Origin of the sequence: Thioclava sp. F34-6 (genome assembly GCF_002213235.1) — a bacterium.
GTDB lineage: Bacteria > Pseudomonadota > Alphaproteobacteria > Rhodobacterales > Rhodobacteraceae > Thioclava > Thioclava nitratireducens.
Genome location: NZ_NBOA01000003.1, coordinates 456,635 through 473,415, shown reverse-complemented (window position 1 = coordinate 473,415; position 16,781 = coordinate 456,635). Strand labels below are relative to the sequence as shown.

The following is a 16,781-nucleotide window of genomic DNA, read 5'->3' as shown; positions in this document are numbered from 1 at the left end:
CGCCCCTGCGCCTGCGGTTTTATATTCCGGTTATTGAATATGTATTCACCCGACAGAATACAAGCACCGCACAGTTTCTATTGCCTTGACCTGTGTCATGGCCGCATCGCCGGGGGTTTTCGCTTTCACTTTCATGCGCTAAAGCCGTTCCCGCAACAGTCTTGGAGATGGTGAGATGCACGATATCCGCGCAATCCGCGAAAACCCCGAAGAATTCGACGCGCAACTGGCGCGGCGCGGGCTCTCGCCGCTCTCGCGCGAGATTCTCGCAATGGACGAAGCACGCCGCACGGCGATCCACGCAGCCGAGACCGCGAAAGCCGATCAGAACGCCGCGTCGAAGCAGGTCGGCGCCGCGAAAGCGAAGGGCGACGAAGCCGAGTTCGAGCGCCTGCGCGCGCTGGTGGCCGAGAAGAAGGCCGAAGTGGCGCAGATGCAGACCGAGGCGGGCGAGCTTGACGCGAAGGTCCGCGATTTGCTGATGACGATCCCGAACCTGCCGCTGGCCGACGTGCCCACCGGCGCGGACGAGGACGAGAATGTCGAGGTCAGCCGCTGGGGCACGCCGCGCGCGTTCGCCTTCGACCCGAAGGAGCATTTCGAGCTGTCCGCCGTGGGTGGCGAGATGGATTTCGAGACGGCGGCGAAGCTGTCGGGCTCGCGCTTCGTTGTACTCAAGGGCGGAGTCGCCCGCGTCCACCGGGCGCTCGCGCAATTCATGCTCGACCTGCATGTCGACAAACACGGGCTGTCCGAGAACATCACCCCCGTGCTGGTGCGCGACGAGGCGATGATGGGCACCGGCCAACTCCCGAAATTCGCCGAGGACAGCTATCAGACCACCAACGGCTGGTGGCTGATCCCCACCGCCGAGGTCACTCTGACGAACTACGCCAATGGCGAGGTGATGGAGGCCTCCGCCCTGCCCCAGCGCATGTGCGCCCATACCAACTGCTTCCGTTCGGAGGCGGGCTCGGCGGGCAAGGATACTTCGGGCATGCTGCGTCAGCACCAGTTCGAGAAAGTCGAGATGGTCACGCTCTGCACCCCCGAGACCGCCATCGACGAGCACGAGCGCATGACCAAATGCGCCGAGGCAGTGCTGGAGGCGCTGGAACTGCCCTATCGCCGCATCGTGCTCTGCACCGGCGACATGGGGTTCGGCGCGCAGAAAACTTACGATCTCGAGGTCTGGCTTCCGGGGCAGAACACCTATCGCGAGATTTCCTCGGTTTCCACCTGCGGCACCTTCCAGGCGCGGCGGATGAACGGGCGCTACAAGCCCGAAGGCGGCGGCAAGCCCGAGTTCATCGCGACGCTCAACGGCTCGGGCCTCGCGGTCGGGCGCTGCCTGATCGCGGTGCTGGAGAACGGTCAGGAAGAGGACGGCTCGGTCACCCTGCCCGCCTGCCTGCACCCTTATCTGGGCGGCAAGACGCGGCTGGTGGACGGGAAACTGGTCTGACGCTGCGACGCGGCGACGCGAGACTCGGGGCGGGAACGTTGTTAACGTTTCCGTGTACGAAGTGAGTCGCAGGGGAAACTGCATATGTCGGTAACGATCACGCGTAAGCGGGACAGCGTCTTGATGACCCGCATCCTTGAGATCGGCGAGGACCAGATCCCCGAGCAGATCATTGCGATGCGTCGGGAAAAGACGCTCTCGAAACTGATGGCGGAGATCAATGCGGGTGCGCTCTCGGGCTCGACCGAAGAGCGCGCGCGGGCCCAAGCGGCACTCGATCGGCTGGGCTTTCTCTAAGCCGCGTCCACATCGCCCGAATTAGAAACGCCCGCCGGAGTCTCGATATCCTCCGGCGGGCGTTTTCATTCCAGCTCAGTCGCTTACTCGCCCTTCTTCGCCTCGCGCGCTTTACGCGCCGATTCTTTGTGAGCGGAGCGCTTCTTCGCATCGACGTGCTTTTTCAGACGCGACGGGATCGACTTCTTGCGATCCTTGTAAGGGTTCGTCTTGCCCTGATCGCGCATGTAGAGGCGGATCGGCGTGCCCGGCATGTCGAAGCTCTCGCGCAGGCCGTTGATCAGGTAACGCTCGTAGCTCTCCGGGATCTTGTCGGTATGGGTCGATTTCACCACGAAGCCCGGCGGACGGGTCTTCGCCTGGGTTATGTAGCGCAGCTTGATCCGGCGACCGCCGGGCGCGGGTGGCGGGTGCGCCTCGGTCATCGCGGTCAGCCAGTTGTTCAGCTTCGCGGTCGGCACGCGGCGGTTCCAGACCTCATGGGCCTTCAGGATCGCATTGTGCAGCCGGTCGAGCCCCTTGCCGGTCTTGGCCGAGACGGTCACCAGCGGCGCGCCCTTGAGCTGCGGCAGCAGGCGTTCGAACGCTTCGCGCAGTTCCTTCAGCTTCTCGGGCTTGTCTTCTTCGAGATCCCACTTGTTCGCGGCGACCACGACCGCACGGCCCTCGGTCTCGGCGAAATCGGCGATCCGGAGATCCTGCGTCTCGAACGGAATATTGACGTCGAGCAGCACCACGACCACCTCGGCGAAGCGCACGGCGCGCAACCCATCGGCCACGCTCAGCTTCTCGACCTTGTCGGTGACGCGCGCCTTCTTGCGCATCCCCGCCGTGTCCCAGATCCGCATCGGCGTGCCCATGAAATCGGCCGTGACCGAAATCGCATCGCGGGTGATGCCTGCCTCGGGGCCGGTCAGCAGGCGGTCTTCGTTCAGAATCTTATTGATCAGCGTAGACTTGCCCGCATTGGGGCGTCCGATCACGGCAAGCTGCAGCGGTTTCGTGGCGGAGGGCGGCTGGTAGGCGGGAATGTCGCCTTCCTCAAGCTCCTCGTCGATGACCACATCCGTGACCGGCGCGTTGGCGGCATTGCGCTCGGCGAATTCGTCCGCCAGCGGCACCAGCGCGGTGTAAAGATCGTCCAAACCTTCGCCGTGCTCGGCCGAGATCCGCAGCGGCTCGCCGAGACCAAGGCTCCATGCCTCCATCGCGCCGGCATCGCCTGCCGCCCCTTCGGCCTTGTTGGCCGCGAGGATCACATTGGCGTTCTTCTTGCGCAGGATATCGGCGAAAATCTCGTCGGCCGGCGTCACGCCCACGCGCGCGTCGACCATGAACAGGCAGATATCGGCCTCTTCGACGGCGCGTTCAGTCAGGCGCCGCATACGGCCCTGAAGGCTGTCGTCTTCGGCCAGTTCCAGACCGGCCGAGTCGATCACGATGAAACGCAGATCTCCCAGACGCGCATCGCCCTCGCGAAGGTCACGCGTGACGCCGGGCATGTTGTCGACAAGCGCGAGTCGCTTGCCGACAAGCCGGTTGAACAGCGTCGATTTTCCGACATTCGGGCGGCCCACGATGGCCAGGGTAAAGCTCATGATGCCCTCCTTGGGCGGTCGTAAGCGGCCCCCTTACACCCTAAAGGGCTCACTGAAAAGCGTGCAGTTTCCCATCGCCGCCGACGACGTAGAGGGTGCGCCCCGCCACGACCGGATCGGTCGCAGCCCCGCCCGGGATCTTCGCCTGGCCGATGAGGCTGCCGTCGATCGGGCTGAACACGCGCAGAACGCCGTCGGAAGACGCGACGAACAGCTTGTTGCCGGCAAGAACGGGCCCGTAGCTCGCGACGATGTCGCGCTGACGCTTCGGCTTGTCCTTGGTGTAGTACGGCAGATCCTTCGACCAGATCTGATCGCCGGTCTTGGCATCAAGCCGCACGATCTTGCCCTGATCCGAAACGAGGAAGATCGAGCCGCCCGCAACCTGCACGGGGCTGTTGGCCCCTTCGGTCGCGGTCCAGATACGATCGCCGGAATTCACGTCGAAGGCCGCCAGCTTGCCCGCCGAGGAGCCCGCGTAGACGGTATCGCCCACCACGACCGGATCGCCCGTCAGATCGACGATATTGGCATAGCCCACGCCCGGACGTGCGCCCGGCACTTTGGAGTTCCACATCTGCATCCCGCTTTGCGGCAGAACGCCGCTCAGGAAGCCCGAGGAGAACGGGAAGATCACCATGCGGTCGGTCACCGCGGGCGAGGAGACGCCGGTCATGCCCGAAGCGGACGGCGCACCCGGCACCTGCCAGATTTCCTTGCCGTCGCTGGCGCGGATCGCCCAGGCCGAGGAGTCGCGGGCGACCACGTAGACCACGCCATTCTTCACGGTCGGCGCACCGCCGATGCCTGCGTCGAAATATTGCCGCCACTTGATGCCGCCAGTGGCCGCGTCGATCGCGACGAGCTCGGCGAAATCGGACGTCACGTAGACCGTGCCGTTGGCATAGGCGATCCCGCCGCCCGAGGCGTCGCCCTCGCGGTCGCCGGGCGGCGTGATGTCGGCCTGCCAGACGCGCCCGCCATTCGTCGCGGTTGCGGTGACGCGGGCCTGGCTGTCTAGGGTGTAAATCTTGCCACCGCCCACGATCGGATCGGCGGTGATGCGGTAGCGGCGCGCATTGCCCGCACCAATATCGGCGGACCAGACCGGCGTCGTGCCGTTTCCGATCGCCGCGTTGAACAGGCTATGGGTCGCGGAACCCGCACGTTGCGGCCATTCTGCATTGCTCACCTGACGTGGAAGCGAGATCGGCAGCGACTGCTGGGCGGGCGCATCAGCCAGCGGCAGCCCTTCTTCGGCGCGCAGCGCGTCGCGGGGCGAGAGACGCTCGCCGGGGAGGATGGTTTCCTTGGTACAGCCTGCCACGAAAGCCGCCACACTCAGCACGCAGATCGTCTTGCTCAGCTTCACGCCTGTTCCCCCTGCCTGTCTCGGCTCTCTTGCAGCTCCTGCGCATCCGAAAGGCGCGCCGGTTCAACCCTTTACTCTTGCAGTGCCGGAGCGCCCTGCCCCGGCTGGGTCGGCACTTCGCCACCCAGCGCCACAATCAACTCTGTCGCGCGTTGTTGCAAGCCCGGCGTGAGGCCGGCGTCCTCAAGAATCTGCTGAGCGATCGAGATTGCGCCCTCCTTGTCGCCCGAGGACAGGGCCGCCGCCGCCTGCTGCTCCATTGCCAGAAGGCGGTAAGGCGCTCCGGGGGTGGCCAGTTCCTGCAGCGTCGCGTCGCGTTTGGCGGCGTCCATCTTGTCGCCCGCCGCGATCACCGCCTTGAGCTTGGCGAGATCGCTGATCGAAGCCGGCAGCCCCGGTTCGGCGCTGACCGCATCGAAGAACTTGATCGCCTCGTCGGGCTTGCCCGCCTCGATCGCGGCGTCGCCCTGCATGATCTTGAGAACTGCTGCGCGGCCCGGACCGTCGGGGGTGATCTTCGCGAGGTCCGCGCCCGTGGTGTCGCCGTTGACGGCAGCCATCACCTTATCGCCGAAGGCGCGCGCCTCGGCTTGCGTTTTTTCCTTCTGCCACGCGTTCCAGGCGGTGCCGCCGACGATCGCGATGATGATCACCGCGCCGATCCAGCCCCATTTCTTGAACGCCGCCCAGAGCTTGTCCTGACGCACCGCCTCGGTGACTTCGTCGATGAAACTGTCGGTATCACTCACGCGCGGGTCTCCTCGTAGCTTTGGCGCCCCTCTTACACGGCTCCCCGGGCGCTGCCAAGGGCCGCACGGACCGCTCCGGTCCGCGCATCGCTGAGGAATGCAAGCCTTGAGATCACGCCTCGCTCTCGGTAAGTTGAACTCTGCGGTTCAGTCCCCATTTAGGCGGAACGCCGCGCCCATTTACAGGAGCCCGCCGATGCGTCCGGTCCCGATCCTCAACGCGATCCTCGTTCTTGTCGCGCTCTACCTTCTGGTGTTCGAGCGCGACCGCCTGATGGGCTATCTCGGCGATGCCGCGACGCCTGCCGAGAAAGCGCAGCAGGTAGAGGAGACCGGCACCCCCGCCGTGCCGGTGCAGGCGATGGTCTCGACCGCGCAGCCGCTCGACCAAGGCGTTCTGACGCGCGGGCAGACCGAGGCTGCGCGCCGCGTCGAAGTGCGCGCCGAGACGACGGGCAAGGTGATTTCCGAACCGCTGGGCAAAGGCGCGCAGGTCGAAAAGGGACAACTGCTGTGCAAGCTCGACCCCGGCACGCGCCCGGCCGCACTGACCGAGGCGCAGGCACGGCTGACCGAGGCCCGGCTGAACGCCACCGCCGCCGAGAGGCTGAAGGAAGGCGGCTACCGCTCTGAAACCGCAACCGCTTCCGCGCAATCGGCGCTCGAAGCGGCTACCGCCGCCGTCGAGGCCGCGCAGACCGAATTGGCGCGGCTCGAAATCACGGCGCCCTTCGCCGGGCTGATCGAGGAAGATACCGCTGAACTCGGCTCGCTACTCTCGGCGGGCGGGCTTTGCGCCACCGTGATCCAGCTCGATCCGATCAAGCTGGTGGGCTACGTCCCTGAGACAGAGATCGACCGGGTCAAGGCCGGCGCGATGGTCGGCGCACGGCTCGCGACCGGGCGCGAGGTGATGGGCAAGGTCACCTTTGTCTCGCAATCGGCGGATGCCGCCACGCGCACCTTCCGGATCGAAGCCGAGGCGCCCAATGGCGACCATTCAATCCGCGAAGGGCAGACGGTCGAGATGATCGTCGCCGCCGACGGGACCAAGGCACATTTCCTGCCCGCCTCCGCGATGACACTGAACGATCAGGGCAAGCTGGGCGTGCGGCTGGCGGTGGACGGCGTGGCCCGTTTCGCCCCGGTCGACTTCCTGCGCGACACGCCCGAGGGCGTCTGGCTGGCGGGCCTGCCGGAAAGCGCCACGGTAATCGTGGTCGGGCAGGACTACGTCACCGAGGGCTCGCCCGTGGCCGTGACCCTCGTCGATCACGCGCCGGGCGATGCGGCCAAAGACACGCCCGACCCCATGACGCCCGCCCCGCAAACCGATGGCGGTGCCGCAGACGCCACCGACGGGGCCGCGCAATGACCGGCATCGTCGATTGGGCCGCAGCGCGCGCGCGTATGGTGATCGCCTTCGTGGCGATCTCGATCCTCGCGGGACTGACAGCCTATCTGAGCCTGCCCAAGGAGGGCGAGCCGGATATCGAGATTCCGATGCTGTTCATCTCGGTCCCCTTCCCCGGCATCTCGGCCACCGATTCCGAGAAGTTGCTGGTCAAGCCGATGGAGACCGAACTGGCCGGGCTCGACGGTCTGGACAAGATGACCGGCATCGCGAAGGAGAATTACGCGGGGCTCATGCTCGAATTCGACTTCGGCTGGGACAAGACCAAAATCCTCGCCGATGTCCGCGACGCGATGAACACCGCCGAAGCGAAATTCCCCGACGGCGCGGAGAAATATTCGATCAACGAGATCAACTTCTCGGAATTTCCGATCGTCGTGGTGACGCTGTCGGGCAATGCGCCCGAGCGCACCCTGCAAAAGCTCGCCCGCGAGTTGCAGGACGAGGTCGAGGGGCTGGAGCCAGTGCTGGAAGCCCAAATCGCAGGCCAGCGCGACGAGATGCTGGAAGTGGTGATCGATCCGCTGAAGCTAGAGGCCTATAACGTCACTGCGCCCGAGTTGATCAATGTCGTCCAGGCCAACAACCAGCTGATCGCGGCGGGCGAGGTCGAGACCGATGGCGGCGCGTTTTCGGTGAAGATCCCTGCGACCTTCGAGACCGCGCAGGATGTCTACGCCCTGCCGGTGAAGAAGAACGGCGAAAGCGTCGTGACGCTCGGCGATCTGGCCGATATCCGCCTGACATTCGAGGATCGCACCGGCACCGCGCGCTTCAACGGCGAGCCGACGGTGGCGCTGCAGATCGTCAAGCGCAAGGGCTACAACGTCATCGACACGGTGGACCTGCTGCGAAAGACCGTGGCCGAGGCGGAGAGCCAGTGGCCCGAGCCACTGCAACGCGCGGTCGATGTCGGCATCTCGCTTGATCAGTCGAAAACCGTGGGCGCAATGGTCAGCCAGCTCGAAGGCTCCGTGCTGACCGCGATCGCGCTGGTGATGATCGTGGTGCTTGCAACGCTGGGCACGCGCTCTGCGCTCTTGGTGGGCTTCGCGATCCCGACGTCGTTTTTGCTGACTTTCCTGCTGCTGGGCGCGATGGGCGTGCCGATCTCGAATATCGTGATGTTCGGCCTGATCCTCGCCGTGGGAATGCTGGTCGATGGTGCGATCGTGGTGGTGGAATATGCCGACAAGCGTATTTCCGAGGGCTCCGGCCCGATGGCCGCCTATACGGAAGCCGCGAAACGCATGTTCTGGCCGGTCGTTTCCTCCACCGCGACGACGCTCTGCGCCTTCCTGCCAATGCTGTTCTGGCCGGGCGTGCCAGGCGAGTTCATGGGCATGCTGCCGGTCACGATCATCTTCGTGCTCTCGGCGTCGCTGGTCGTGGCGCTGATCTATCTTCCTGTCGTGGGCGGCGTCGCGGGCCGCGTGAGCCGACGACTGGATAACGGGGCCGCGCACCTCAAAGGGCGCCCCTATTGGCTGCGCCTGCTTCTGGCCGTGGTCTCCGCCGCACTCGTGTTCCTCGGCGCGCTGCTGACGCTCAACCCGGCCTTCTTCACGGGCACGCATACCGCCTCGGGCGATCTGCTGGCTTCGCTGCCCGGCGTGATCCTCTTCGTGCTCGCTGCGATGCTCAGCTCGATCACCTTCACGGCGGCCAAGCCCCAAGGCAAACCGAAGCCCATCGATGCGGGGTATCGCCGCCGCCCCTTCGGGCATTTCACCGCCGCCATCGCAGGAAATCCGGTGATGCCGCTGATCGTGGTCGCGGTGATCGTGGCGGGCGTATTCATGACCTTCGGCTATTACGGCAAGAACAATAACGGCACCCAATTCTTCACCGATAGCGAGGTGGAACAGGCGATCGTCTATATCCGCGGTCGCGGCAACCTCTCGCTGACAGAGAAGGACGCGCTCCTTCAGCAAGCCGAGAACATGGTGATCGGCACGCCCGGCGTCGGCGCGGTCTTCTCCTTCGCGGGCGAAGGCGGGCTGAACCAGAACACCGGCGGCGCGCAGACCCCGCGCGATACGATCGGCCAGATACAGATCGAGATGATCCCCTGGGAAGAGCGCAAGAACGATCCTTCGCTCGATGGCGATGTGGTGATGGAGAAGATCATGGCAAAGATCGCCACCATCCCGGGGATCCAGTCCGAATATCTCGCGCAGGATCGCGGGCCGTCCTCGGGCAAGCCGATCCAGCTGCGGCTAGAGGGCGATGATTTCGCCGCGCTCGATCAAGCGGTGCGGAAGGTCGAGGCGCATATGGCGCAGATGAAAGGCGTGACCGACATCGAAGACACGCGCCCCCTGCCCGGTATCGACTGGGTGATCGACGTGGACGTCACTCGCGCGGGCCGCTTCGGCGCGGATGTGGCGACCGTCGGCGGCATGGTGCAGCTGGTCACGCGCGGCATCCTGCTCGACACGATGCGCGTACCATCGTCGGACGAAGAGATCGAGATTCGCGTGCGCCTGCCCGAGGAAGACCGGGTGCTGTCGACACTTGATACGCTGAAGCTGCGCACCTCCGAGGGGCTGGTACCGCTTGCGAATTTCATCACTCGCACGCCGCAGCCGAAGATCGGGCAGATCGATCGGATCGACCAGACCCGCTTCTACGACATCAAGGCCGGCGTTCGGGAAGGGCTCACCAACGAAGACGGGCAGCCGATCACAAGCAACGAGCGGATCGCGGCGCTTGGGAAGTGGCTCGAGACGGAGGCCGCGCTGCCGCCGGGCGTCAGCTACGAATGGTCAGGCGATCTGGTCGAGCAAAACGAGAGTCAGGACTTCCTGATGACCGCCTTCGGGGGTGCGCTGGCGCTGATGTTCGTGATCCTGCTCGCGCAGTTCAACAGCTTCTACAATTCGGTACTGGTGCTGCTCGCGGTGGTGCTGTCCACGGCAGGCGTGCTGATCGGGATGCTTGTGATGGGCCAGCAATTCTCGATCATCATGACCGGCGTGGGCATCGTCGCGCTGGCCGGGATCGTGGTGAACAACAACATCATCCTGATCGACACCTATCAGGAATTCTCGCGCTACATGCCCGAGATCGAGGCAATCATCCGCACCGCTGAGGCGCGTCTTCGGCCCGTGCTGCTGACCACGATCACCACGATGGCGGGGCTCGCGCCGATGATGTTCGGCCTGTCGCTCGACTTCTTCAATGGCGGCTATTCGATCGACAGCCCGACGGCGCTCTGGTGGAAGCAACTGGCGACGGCGGTGGTGTTTGGGCTCGGCACCGCGACTGTCCTGACGCTGGTTCTGACGCCCGCGCTGCTTGCGCTTCGCGTCTGGTTCAAGACCGGCGCCTACCGCTCGACGCGCGCGCTTTCGGCGCTGATGCAAGGGGCTGACAGCCGGGCTGCACGCGATCTGGCGCTGGAACGCGCGATGCGCAAGATGCGTGGCCGCGAGATCATCTGGGATGACGATGCGCCCGAAGGCGGCGTGAAGCCGCATCTCGTGACACGGCCCGACGCGGCGGAGTGAACCCGCGAAAACGCCCGGGCCGCGCCCGACCCTCCTCCGGGAGGGCGCATTGGCAATGTCATCGCAGGCACGACCGACCTACGGACTTTCGCGATAAAGCGCCAAGCCTCGTCGGGATGGTCGCGCCTACCCAAGGGTAAGGCGCCGCCCTTCACGCGTTACGCCGCCCCCTGCTCCGCCTCGTCTTCCTCTTCCGCCGATTGCCGCGCCCACATCGAGGCATACCGCCCGCGCTGCGCCAGAAGCTCCTCGTGGCGCCCGCGTTCGACGATTTCGCCCTTGTCGAGCACGAGGATCTGATCGGCATCCGCCACCGTCGACAAACGGTGCGCAATGGTGATCACCGAGCGCCCCTCGCCCATCGCCTTCAGGCTCATCTGGATGTCGCGCTCGGTCTGGGTATCGAGCGCCGAGGTCGCCTCATCGAGCAACAAGATCGGCGGGTTCTTCAGAATCGTGCGCGCGATGCCAACCCGTTGTTTCTCGCCGCCCGAAAGCTTAAGACCGCGCTCGCCCACCGCCGTGTCATAGCCTTCCGGCAGGCTGGTCACGAAGTCATGGATCCGCGCCGCTTTCGCAGCCGCGACGATCTCCTCGTCCGTTGCATCGGCGCGGCCGTAAGCGATGTTGTAGCGGATCGTGTCATTGAACAGCACGGTATCCTGCGGCACCACGCCGATCGATTGCTGCAGGCTTTCCTGCGTCACGTCGCGCAGGTCCTGACCGTCAATGCGGATCGCACCGCCAGTCACCTCGTAGAAGCGGAACAGCAAACGCCCGATCGTCGATTTGCCCGAGCCCGAGGGCCCGACCAGCGCCACGGTCTGCCCAGCAGGCACGTCGAAGGAAATCCCCTTCAGGATCGGCCGCGTCGGGTCATAGGCGAATTCGACCCGGTCGAAACTGATATGCCCGCCTTTCACTTTCAGAACATCCGCGCCCTCTTTGTCCTGAATTTCGGCCGGTTGCTGCAACAAATCGAACATTTCGCCCATATCGACGAGCGCCTGCCGGATCTCGCGATAGACCGTGCCGAGAAAGCCCAGCGGCATGGTGATCTGGATCATGTAGGCCTGCACCATGACGAAATCGCCGACCGTCAGCGTACCCGCCTGCACCTGCATCGCGGCCATGACCATCACCGTAACCAGCCCGATCGTAATGATCAGCGTCTGGCCGGCATTGAGCGCCGCGAGCGACTGGCCGGTCTTCACCGCCATCGTCTCGTAGCCCTTCATCGACTCGTCGTAGCGGTCCGCCTCGCGCTTGGCCGCGCCGAAATACTTGACCGTCTCGAAGTTCAACAGGCTGTCGATCGCCTTATGGTTCGCCGCCGTGTCGGCCTTGTTCATCTCGCGCCGGATGTTCACGCGCCACTCGGTGACCTTGAAGGTGAACTTGATATAGGCCGCGATGGTGACCAGCACGACCGCCGCGTAGCGCCAGTCGAACACGACCGCGAAGATGATCGCCACCAGCGTCAGTTCGACGATCAGCGGGCCGACCGAGAACAGCATGAAGCGCAGCAGGAACTCGACGCCTTTCACCCCGCGCTCGATGATCCGGCTGAGGCCGCCGGTCTTGCGGGTGATGTGATAGCGTAAGGAGAGCTGATGCATATGGGTGAAGGTCTGCAGCGCCAGATGGCGCAGCGCGCGTTGCGCCACCTTCACGAAGATCGCATCGCGCAGCTCGCCGAAGGCCACCGTCATCAGCCGTGCGACGCCATAGGCCACGGTGATCGCCACCGCCCCCATGCCCAGTGCCCAGGCCGCCGAGGTTCCCTCGCCCGAGAGCGCGTTGACCGCCTCGCGATAGACGAAGGGCGTTGCGACCGAGATGATCTTGGCGAAGACCAGCATCACCATTGCGAAGACGACACGCCGCTTCACCCACGGGGCTTCATGCGCCCAGAGATAGGGCAGCACCGCGCGGATCGTGCGCCAACCGCGGGCGCGCTCCTCGGCATTCATCTTGCCCTTGGTCGTGATCTGTGCCGGAGGCATCGCGCCCTCCTCTTCCTCTTGACGAAAATATCCCGGGGGCTCCCGTCAGGGAGCGGGCAGCGCCCCTCCACGGGTCAAACCTGCGCGCAACCTACTCGGCGGCGCGCAGGAGTCCAGCCATGCAAGCGGTGTGTGCGCTACTGCGCAGCCCCCGAGACGTCCGTCTCGGGCGACGGGATATTGAAGACCTGCCCCGGATAGATCAGGTCGGGGTCGCGGATCTGGTCGCGATTGGCGTCGAAGACCCGGACATAGAGGAACCCGTCGCCATAGACCTCGCGCGCGATCGCCCAAAGCGTATTGCCCTTCACGATCTGCACGACCTTCACCGCGTCGCCGACCTCGCCGGTCGCGCGCACGGAGGCTGCCTGCGCACCGGTCGGGTCGGCGGCATTCGCCACGAGGATTTCGTCGGGCTGGTCGAAGCCGGTCTCGGCCCGCGCGACGACCTTGCCCGTGGCGTCCTGCGCATCGATCCGCAATTTATGCTCGCCCGTGCCCAAGCCCGGCAGGTCGAGCGACCAGCGCCCATCCGCGCCCGGCTGCGCCTCGGCGACGAGCGTGTCGTCGAGATAGGCGCTGAGCGTCGTGCCCTCGGGTGCGCCACGGCCTTCGCTGCGTGCGACCTCGCCCGAGCCGAAGGAGATCGTGTCGATCACCAGGTCATCGCTTTTCGGGGCGAGCAGCCGCGCACCGTCTGCATCGGCGATGAGCGGCGCTGCGGGCGGCGTGGGCGTCGATTGTGTCGCCTCGGTCGCCGTAGCGGGCGTCGTGGTCGCAGTTCCGGCGGACGTGCCAACATCGGTCCCGGTCGCGGCGCTTCCGCTCATCGCCGTACCATCTGCTGCCGAGGCCGTCGCATCGGCGCTACTATCTGTCGCACCGTCCGCAGCCGGCCCAACGGGCGTCTGGGAGGGTACGCTCTGCTCTGCAGAGGCAATCCTCTCGGTTTTCGGCTGTCCGCGCAGCACGAGGGTCTCGGCGCTGTCGCGCGCGGAGCCATCCGCGCCGGTGACCCGCAGCGAGAGCGCGCGCGGGCCGTCGGCGGGCGGCAGATCGAAGAGCGAGGCGAAGCTGCCGCCGCCATCGGCCTGCGTGCTCGCCACGACCTTGCCGTCGACGAGAATATCGAGCTTCGCGCCCGGCTCCGCCCGCCCGGCGAGCGTCACCGAGCCGTCGGGTGCGGCCCGCAGCGCGTCGAATTGCACCTGGGCGAGCGGCTTACCGTCACGTGCCGCCTTCGCGGTGGTGCCGTCAGTCGCCATATCCGCGCCCGTGGCAGAGCTTCCCGACGCGGCCTCCGCACCCGGATCCTTGACCGTTTCAACCAGCTTGTCGGTGGGTTCTTGGGCCAGCGGCGCCGCGGCGCTCGCCGCTTCTTCAGCCTCCTGCGCCACCGTCTCCGCGCTTTGCGTCTGCGGCGCAGCGGTCCCGGAGGTCGCATCGGCGCTCCCCGTTTGCGCGGTTTGCGCTGCGTTGTTCGCCGCCGCATTCACACCGCCGGCCTCCTTATCAGCCTCGGCCGAACCGGTCGCGGCAGTCGTCTCCGTGCCCGACGGTTGCGCCCCTTCGCGCTCCACCGGGCGCAGGACGCCCCAAAGCACCAGCCCCAAGATCACGAGGAGCAGCGCCGCCGCCCCCCCTTTCACCACACCGAGCCCGGTGCCCCCGGCCGGTTGATCCGTTACGTTTTCATTCATCTAAGTCCCGCCTTAACGTCATCCCCAGGGCCCTGCCGCCTGTTGTTATCTGCGGCTAGGTGACCCGATCCCTTGAGGGAACTTAGCAACCCCGGTATCACCGCTCAATAACAATGCATTTCCGGAGACACCGTCATGACCATTCCCCGTTCCGTCTGTGTCTATTGCGGCTCGCGTGCGGGCGCGAAGCCTGCTTATGCGGCAGCGGCGCGAGACACCGGCGAGATGCTGGCCACGCGCGACTGGCAGCTGGTCTATGGCGCGGGCGATGTCGGGCTGATGGGAGAGGTCGCCCGCGCGGCGCAAACCGCGGGCGGGCGCACCTTCGGCGTGATCCCCGAGCATCTCTTCCCCCGCGAGGTCGGCAAGCGCGACCTGACCACATTCGTGGTCACCGAGACGATGCACGAGCGCAAGAAGGTAATGTTCATGAATGCCGATGCGGTGGTGGTACTGCCGGGCGGAGCGGGCTCGCTCGACGAGCTGTTCGAGGTGCTGACATGGCGTCAGATTGGCCTGCACGAGAAGCCGATCTTCCTGCTCAACACCGAGGGCTACTGGGCGCCGCTCGGGTCCCTGATCGACCATATCATCGAGCAGGGCTTCGCGGATCCGTCGCTGCGCGAGCTGGTGGTGACGGTCGATAGCGTGGCGGAGCTGGAAACCGCGCTCGTCTCAGCTTTCGCCTAAACCGCGCTGCGTCGCGGGCTGTGCCGCCGGCTGCGGTCGGCGCATCTTCAGATTGGCGCTCGAATAGAGCGCGAGCGCCGTCCAGATCAGCGCCAGCGCGATCGCGTGCCAGATGGTGACCGTCTCGCCGAAGGCCAGCGTCGCCACCGCGAATTGCAGCGTCGGGTTGAGATATTGCACCAGACCCACGGTTGCCATCCGCACCCGCTGCGCCGCATAGGCGAACAGCAGCAAGGGCGTGCCGGTGAGCGGGCCGGAGAAGATCAAAAGAACCGTGGTCTTCCAATCGCCGCCGAAATGGCCCGCGCCGGGCGCGCTGCCCCACCATCCCGCGTGATAGCCCCAGAGCACGATCAGCGCGACTGGCGAGAGCAGCAGCACCTCGGCGCAGACCGAGACCATCGCGCCCGCGCGCAACCCCTTCTTGATCAGCCCATAGGTGCCGAAGGTCGCGGCAAGGATCAGCGAAACCCATGGCGCGACACCCAGCCCGATCGTCAGGACGATGACCGCCGTGGCGGCCAGCGCGACCGCCATCCATTGCCGCGTGCTCAGCGCCTCGCGATAGACGATCAGCCCGAGAACGACGGCGACGAGCGGGAAGATGTAATAGCCGAGCGACGCCTGAACCGCGTGGCCGAAATGGACCGACCAGATGAAGGTGAACCAGTTGGCCGATATCATAAACGCCGCGGTCGCGATCACTAACGCCCCGCGCCCGCGACGTTCGGCCAGCGCGGCCCAAAGCTCGCCGAGGCGGCCTTTCAACCCGAGGATCACGGCGAAGAACAGGAAGGACCATAAGGTGCGATGGGCGAGCACTTCGATCGGCGGCATCCCGTCGAGCATCTTGTAATAGAGACCCGACAGCCCCCAGATGACGCAGGTCGTCACCATCGCCCAGAAGCCTTTGACCGCCTCGTTCATCGAAATTCCCTTCTCTCAACCGCGTGACCCTGACCGATCGGCGGGCGAAAGGAAAGACCACGGTGCGGCGGAACCTGTGCGCTTGTCCACGCATTGGGTCTGCGTCAATTCACAACGCCGAGAGAGACCGCCAATGTCCGCCACCAACAGCCACGATCCCGACGATTTCGCTTGGGCAGTGCCCGTAATGCGCACAGGCTACGGCGGGCGCGGTCTGGTCTATCTCGTCGTCGCGGGTGTCTCGCTCTGGTCGCTGTTTCATGGCGGCAGCGCCGAGGGCACCAAACAGGTGATGGAGAAGCTCTCAAGCGGCTGGGGCGCCGTGGTGCTCGTCGGCATTGCCCTTGGCATGGCGGCTTACGCAATCTGGCGCGTGGTGGACGCGGTCTGGGATCTTGAGGCCTATGGCTCCGAGATGAAGGGGTGGATCGCCCGTATCGGCCTCGTGGTCAGCGGTCTCGTCCATCTCGGCATCGGCGGCATTGCGGTCACGGCGCTCGTCGCGCGGGCGAGCAGCGATGGCGGGACGAACAAGCTGGTCTCGACGATCCTGAGCGCGCCGATGGGTCGTATCGCGCTCGGCGTGATCGGCCTGATCGTGATCGGGGCTGGCGGTTACTATCTCTACAAGGGGCTCACCAAGGCCTATCTGAAGCATCTGATGGCCAACGAAGTCACCCGCCGCGCCAATTTCGTCCTGCAGGCGGGGCTTGCGGCGCAGGGCGTAGTGGTCGCGATCATCGGCGCGCTTATCGTTTATGCCGCCTACCGCTACGATCCGTCGAGCGCGGGTGGTCTGGGCAAGGTCTTTGACTGGGTGCGGGGCCACCCGTTCGGGCAATTCCTGACCGGGGCGATCTGCGTCGGATTGCTGGGCTTCGCCGTATTCTGCTTCGTCAACGCGGTCTACCGGATCGTGCCGCGTGCCAGCGACCCGGACATCGAAACGCTCAAGCAGAGCCTCGAGAGCGACGACTGAGGCGCGCCCTGCCCCGTCGACGGAACGCCGCGCCCATCTCGCGCGGCGTTTTCTTGCGCTCTGCCGATGCGC

At 65.5% G+C, this 16,781-nt stretch carries 12 protein-coding genes; 6 read left to right on the top strand and 6 right to left on the bottom strand.

Annotation, left to right across the window (positions count from 1 at the left end; genetic code table 11):
• Positions 1 to 175: 175 nt before the first annotated feature.
• Together serS and B6V72_RS19165 are read left to right on the top strand one after the other, a co-directional pair.
• Positions 176 to 1,465, top strand: a complete 1,290-nt coding sequence (gene serS / locus B6V72_RS08445; protein WP_075776060.1) for a serine--tRNA ligase — start codon at positions 176 to 178, stop codon at positions 1,463 to 1,465.
• Positions 1,466 to 1,588: 123 nt separating this feature from the next.
• The gene (locus B6V72_RS19165; RefSeq protein WP_158275081.1) at positions 1,589 to 1,762 is read left to right on the top strand and encodes a hypothetical protein; all 174 of its coding nucleotides are present in this window, start codon (positions 1,589 to 1,591) and stop codon (positions 1,760 to 1,762) included.
• 83 nt (positions 1,763 to 1,845) lie between these two features.
• On the opposite strand, the gene der is transcribed toward B6V72_RS19165, so the two are convergent.
• The 3 genes from der to B6V72_RS08425 all read right to left on the bottom strand — a co-directional run bounded on the left by der (position 1,846) and on the right by B6V72_RS08425 (position 5,481).
• The gene (gene der / locus B6V72_RS08435) at positions 1,846 to 3,360 is read right to left on the bottom strand and encodes a ribosome biogenesis GTPase Der (RefSeq protein WP_075776062.1); all 1,515 of its coding nucleotides are present in this window, start codon (positions 3,358 to 3,360) and stop codon (positions 1,846 to 1,848) included.
• 49 nt (positions 3,361 to 3,409) lie between these two features.
• Entirely contained in the window at positions 3,410 to 4,732 is a 1,323-nt protein-coding gene (locus B6V72_RS08430; protein ID WP_075776063.1) for a PQQ-binding-like beta-propeller repeat protein, read from the bottom strand.
• A gap of 71 nt (positions 4,733 to 4,803) precedes the next feature.
• The gene (locus B6V72_RS08425; protein WP_088735319.1) at positions 4,804 to 5,481 is read right to left on the bottom strand and encodes a hypothetical protein; all 678 of its coding nucleotides are present in this window, start codon (positions 5,479 to 5,481) and stop codon (positions 4,804 to 4,806) included.
• A gap of 196 nt (positions 5,482 to 5,677) precedes the next feature.
• On the opposite strand from B6V72_RS08425, the gene B6V72_RS08420 reads away from it, so the two are divergent.
• The gene (locus B6V72_RS08420) at positions 5,678 to 6,856 is read left to right on the top strand and encodes an efflux RND transporter periplasmic adaptor subunit (protein ID WP_088735318.1); all 1,179 of its coding nucleotides are present in this window, start codon (positions 5,678 to 5,680) and stop codon (positions 6,854 to 6,856) included.
• Positions 6,853 to 10,407 (top strand): efflux RND transporter permease subunit, encoded by a 3,555-nt coding sequence (locus B6V72_RS08415; RefSeq protein ID WP_088735317.1) that lies wholly within the window; start codon positions 6,853 to 6,855, stop codon positions 10,405 to 10,407. Before B6V72_RS08420 ends, B6V72_RS08415 begins: the two co-directional genes overlap by 4 nt.
• 158 nt (positions 10,408 to 10,565) lie before the next feature.
• Here B6V72_RS08415 and B6V72_RS08410 read toward each other — a convergent pair whose 3' ends face one another.
• Positions 10,566 to 12,413 carry an ABC transporter ATP-binding protein/permease gene (locus tag B6V72_RS08410; protein ID WP_088735316.1) on the bottom strand — a complete coding sequence of 616 codons (1,848 nt, stop codon included), beginning with the start codon at positions 12,411 to 12,413 and terminating at the stop codon, positions 10,566 to 10,568.
• A 137-nt stretch (positions 12,414 to 12,550) separates the two neighbouring features.
• A complete protein-coding gene (locus B6V72_RS18975; RefSeq protein WP_146696183.1) occupies positions 12,551 to 14,113 on the bottom strand; it encodes a LysM peptidoglycan-binding domain-containing protein in 1,563 nt (520 codons plus the stop codon).
• 135 nt (positions 14,114 to 14,248) lie between these two features.
• Between B6V72_RS18975 and B6V72_RS08400 the strand changes: the two genes are divergently transcribed.
• Positions 14,249 to 14,803, top strand: coding sequence for a TIGR00730 family Rossman fold protein (locus B6V72_RS08400; protein ID WP_088721883.1), 555 nt, complete (start codon positions 14,249 to 14,251; stop codon positions 14,801 to 14,803).
• On the opposite strand, the gene rarD is transcribed toward B6V72_RS08400, so the two are convergent.
• Positions 14,789 to 15,730 carry an EamA family transporter RarD gene (gene rarD, locus B6V72_RS08395; protein ID WP_088719009.1) on the bottom strand — a complete coding sequence of 314 codons (942 nt, stop codon included), beginning with the start codon at positions 15,728 to 15,730 and terminating at the stop codon, positions 14,789 to 14,791. The genes B6V72_RS08400 and rarD overlap by 15 nt on opposite strands.
• Before the next feature lie 133 nt (positions 15,731 to 15,863).
• On the opposite strand from rarD, the gene B6V72_RS08390 reads away from it, so the two are divergent.
• Positions 15,864 to 16,709, top strand: a complete 846-nt coding sequence (locus B6V72_RS08390; RefSeq protein WP_075776071.1) for a DUF1206 domain-containing protein — start codon at positions 15,864 to 15,866, stop codon at positions 16,707 to 16,709.
• Positions 16,710 to 16,781: the final 72 nt, after the last annotated feature.

What these genes read in the sequence shown, in the direction of transcription:
- B6V72_RS08420 (WP_088735318.1), top strand. Translation starts at nt 5,678, where the DNA reads ATGCGTCCGGTCCCGATCCTCAACGCGATCCTCGTTCTTGTCGCGCTC.
- B6V72_RS08390 (WP_075776071.1), top strand. Translation starts at nt 15,864, where the DNA reads ATGTCCGCCACCAACAGCCACGATCCCGACGATTTCGCTTGGGCAGTG.
- B6V72_RS08400 (WP_088721883.1), top strand. Translation starts at nt 14,249, where the DNA reads ATGACCATTCCCCGTTCCGTCTGTGTCTATTGCGGCTCGCGTGCGGGC.
- rarD (WP_088719009.1), bottom strand. Translation starts at nt 15,730, where the DNA reads ATGAACGAGGCGGTCAAAGGCTTCTGGGCGATGGTGACGACCTGCGTC.
- B6V72_RS18975 (WP_146696183.1), bottom strand. Translation starts at nt 14,113, where the DNA reads ATGAATGAAAACGTAACGGATCAACCGGCCGGGGGCACCGGGCTCGGT.
- B6V72_RS08410 (WP_088735316.1), bottom strand. Translation starts at nt 12,413, where the DNA reads ATGCCTCCGGCACAGATCACGACCAAGGGCAAGATGAATGCCGAGGAG.
- serS (WP_075776060.1), top strand. Translation starts at nt 176, where the DNA reads ATGCACGATATCCGCGCAATCCGCGAAAACCCCGAAGAATTCGACGCG.
- der (WP_075776062.1), bottom strand. Translation starts at nt 3,360, where the DNA reads ATGAGCTTTACCCTGGCCATCGTGGGCCGCCCGAATGTCGGAAAATCG.
- B6V72_RS19165 (WP_158275081.1), top strand. Translation starts at nt 1,589, where the DNA reads ATGACCCGCATCCTTGAGATCGGCGAGGACCAGATCCCCGAGCAGATC.
- B6V72_RS08415 (WP_088735317.1), top strand. Translation starts at nt 6,853, where the DNA reads ATGACCGGCATCGTCGATTGGGCCGCAGCGCGCGCGCGTATGGTGATC.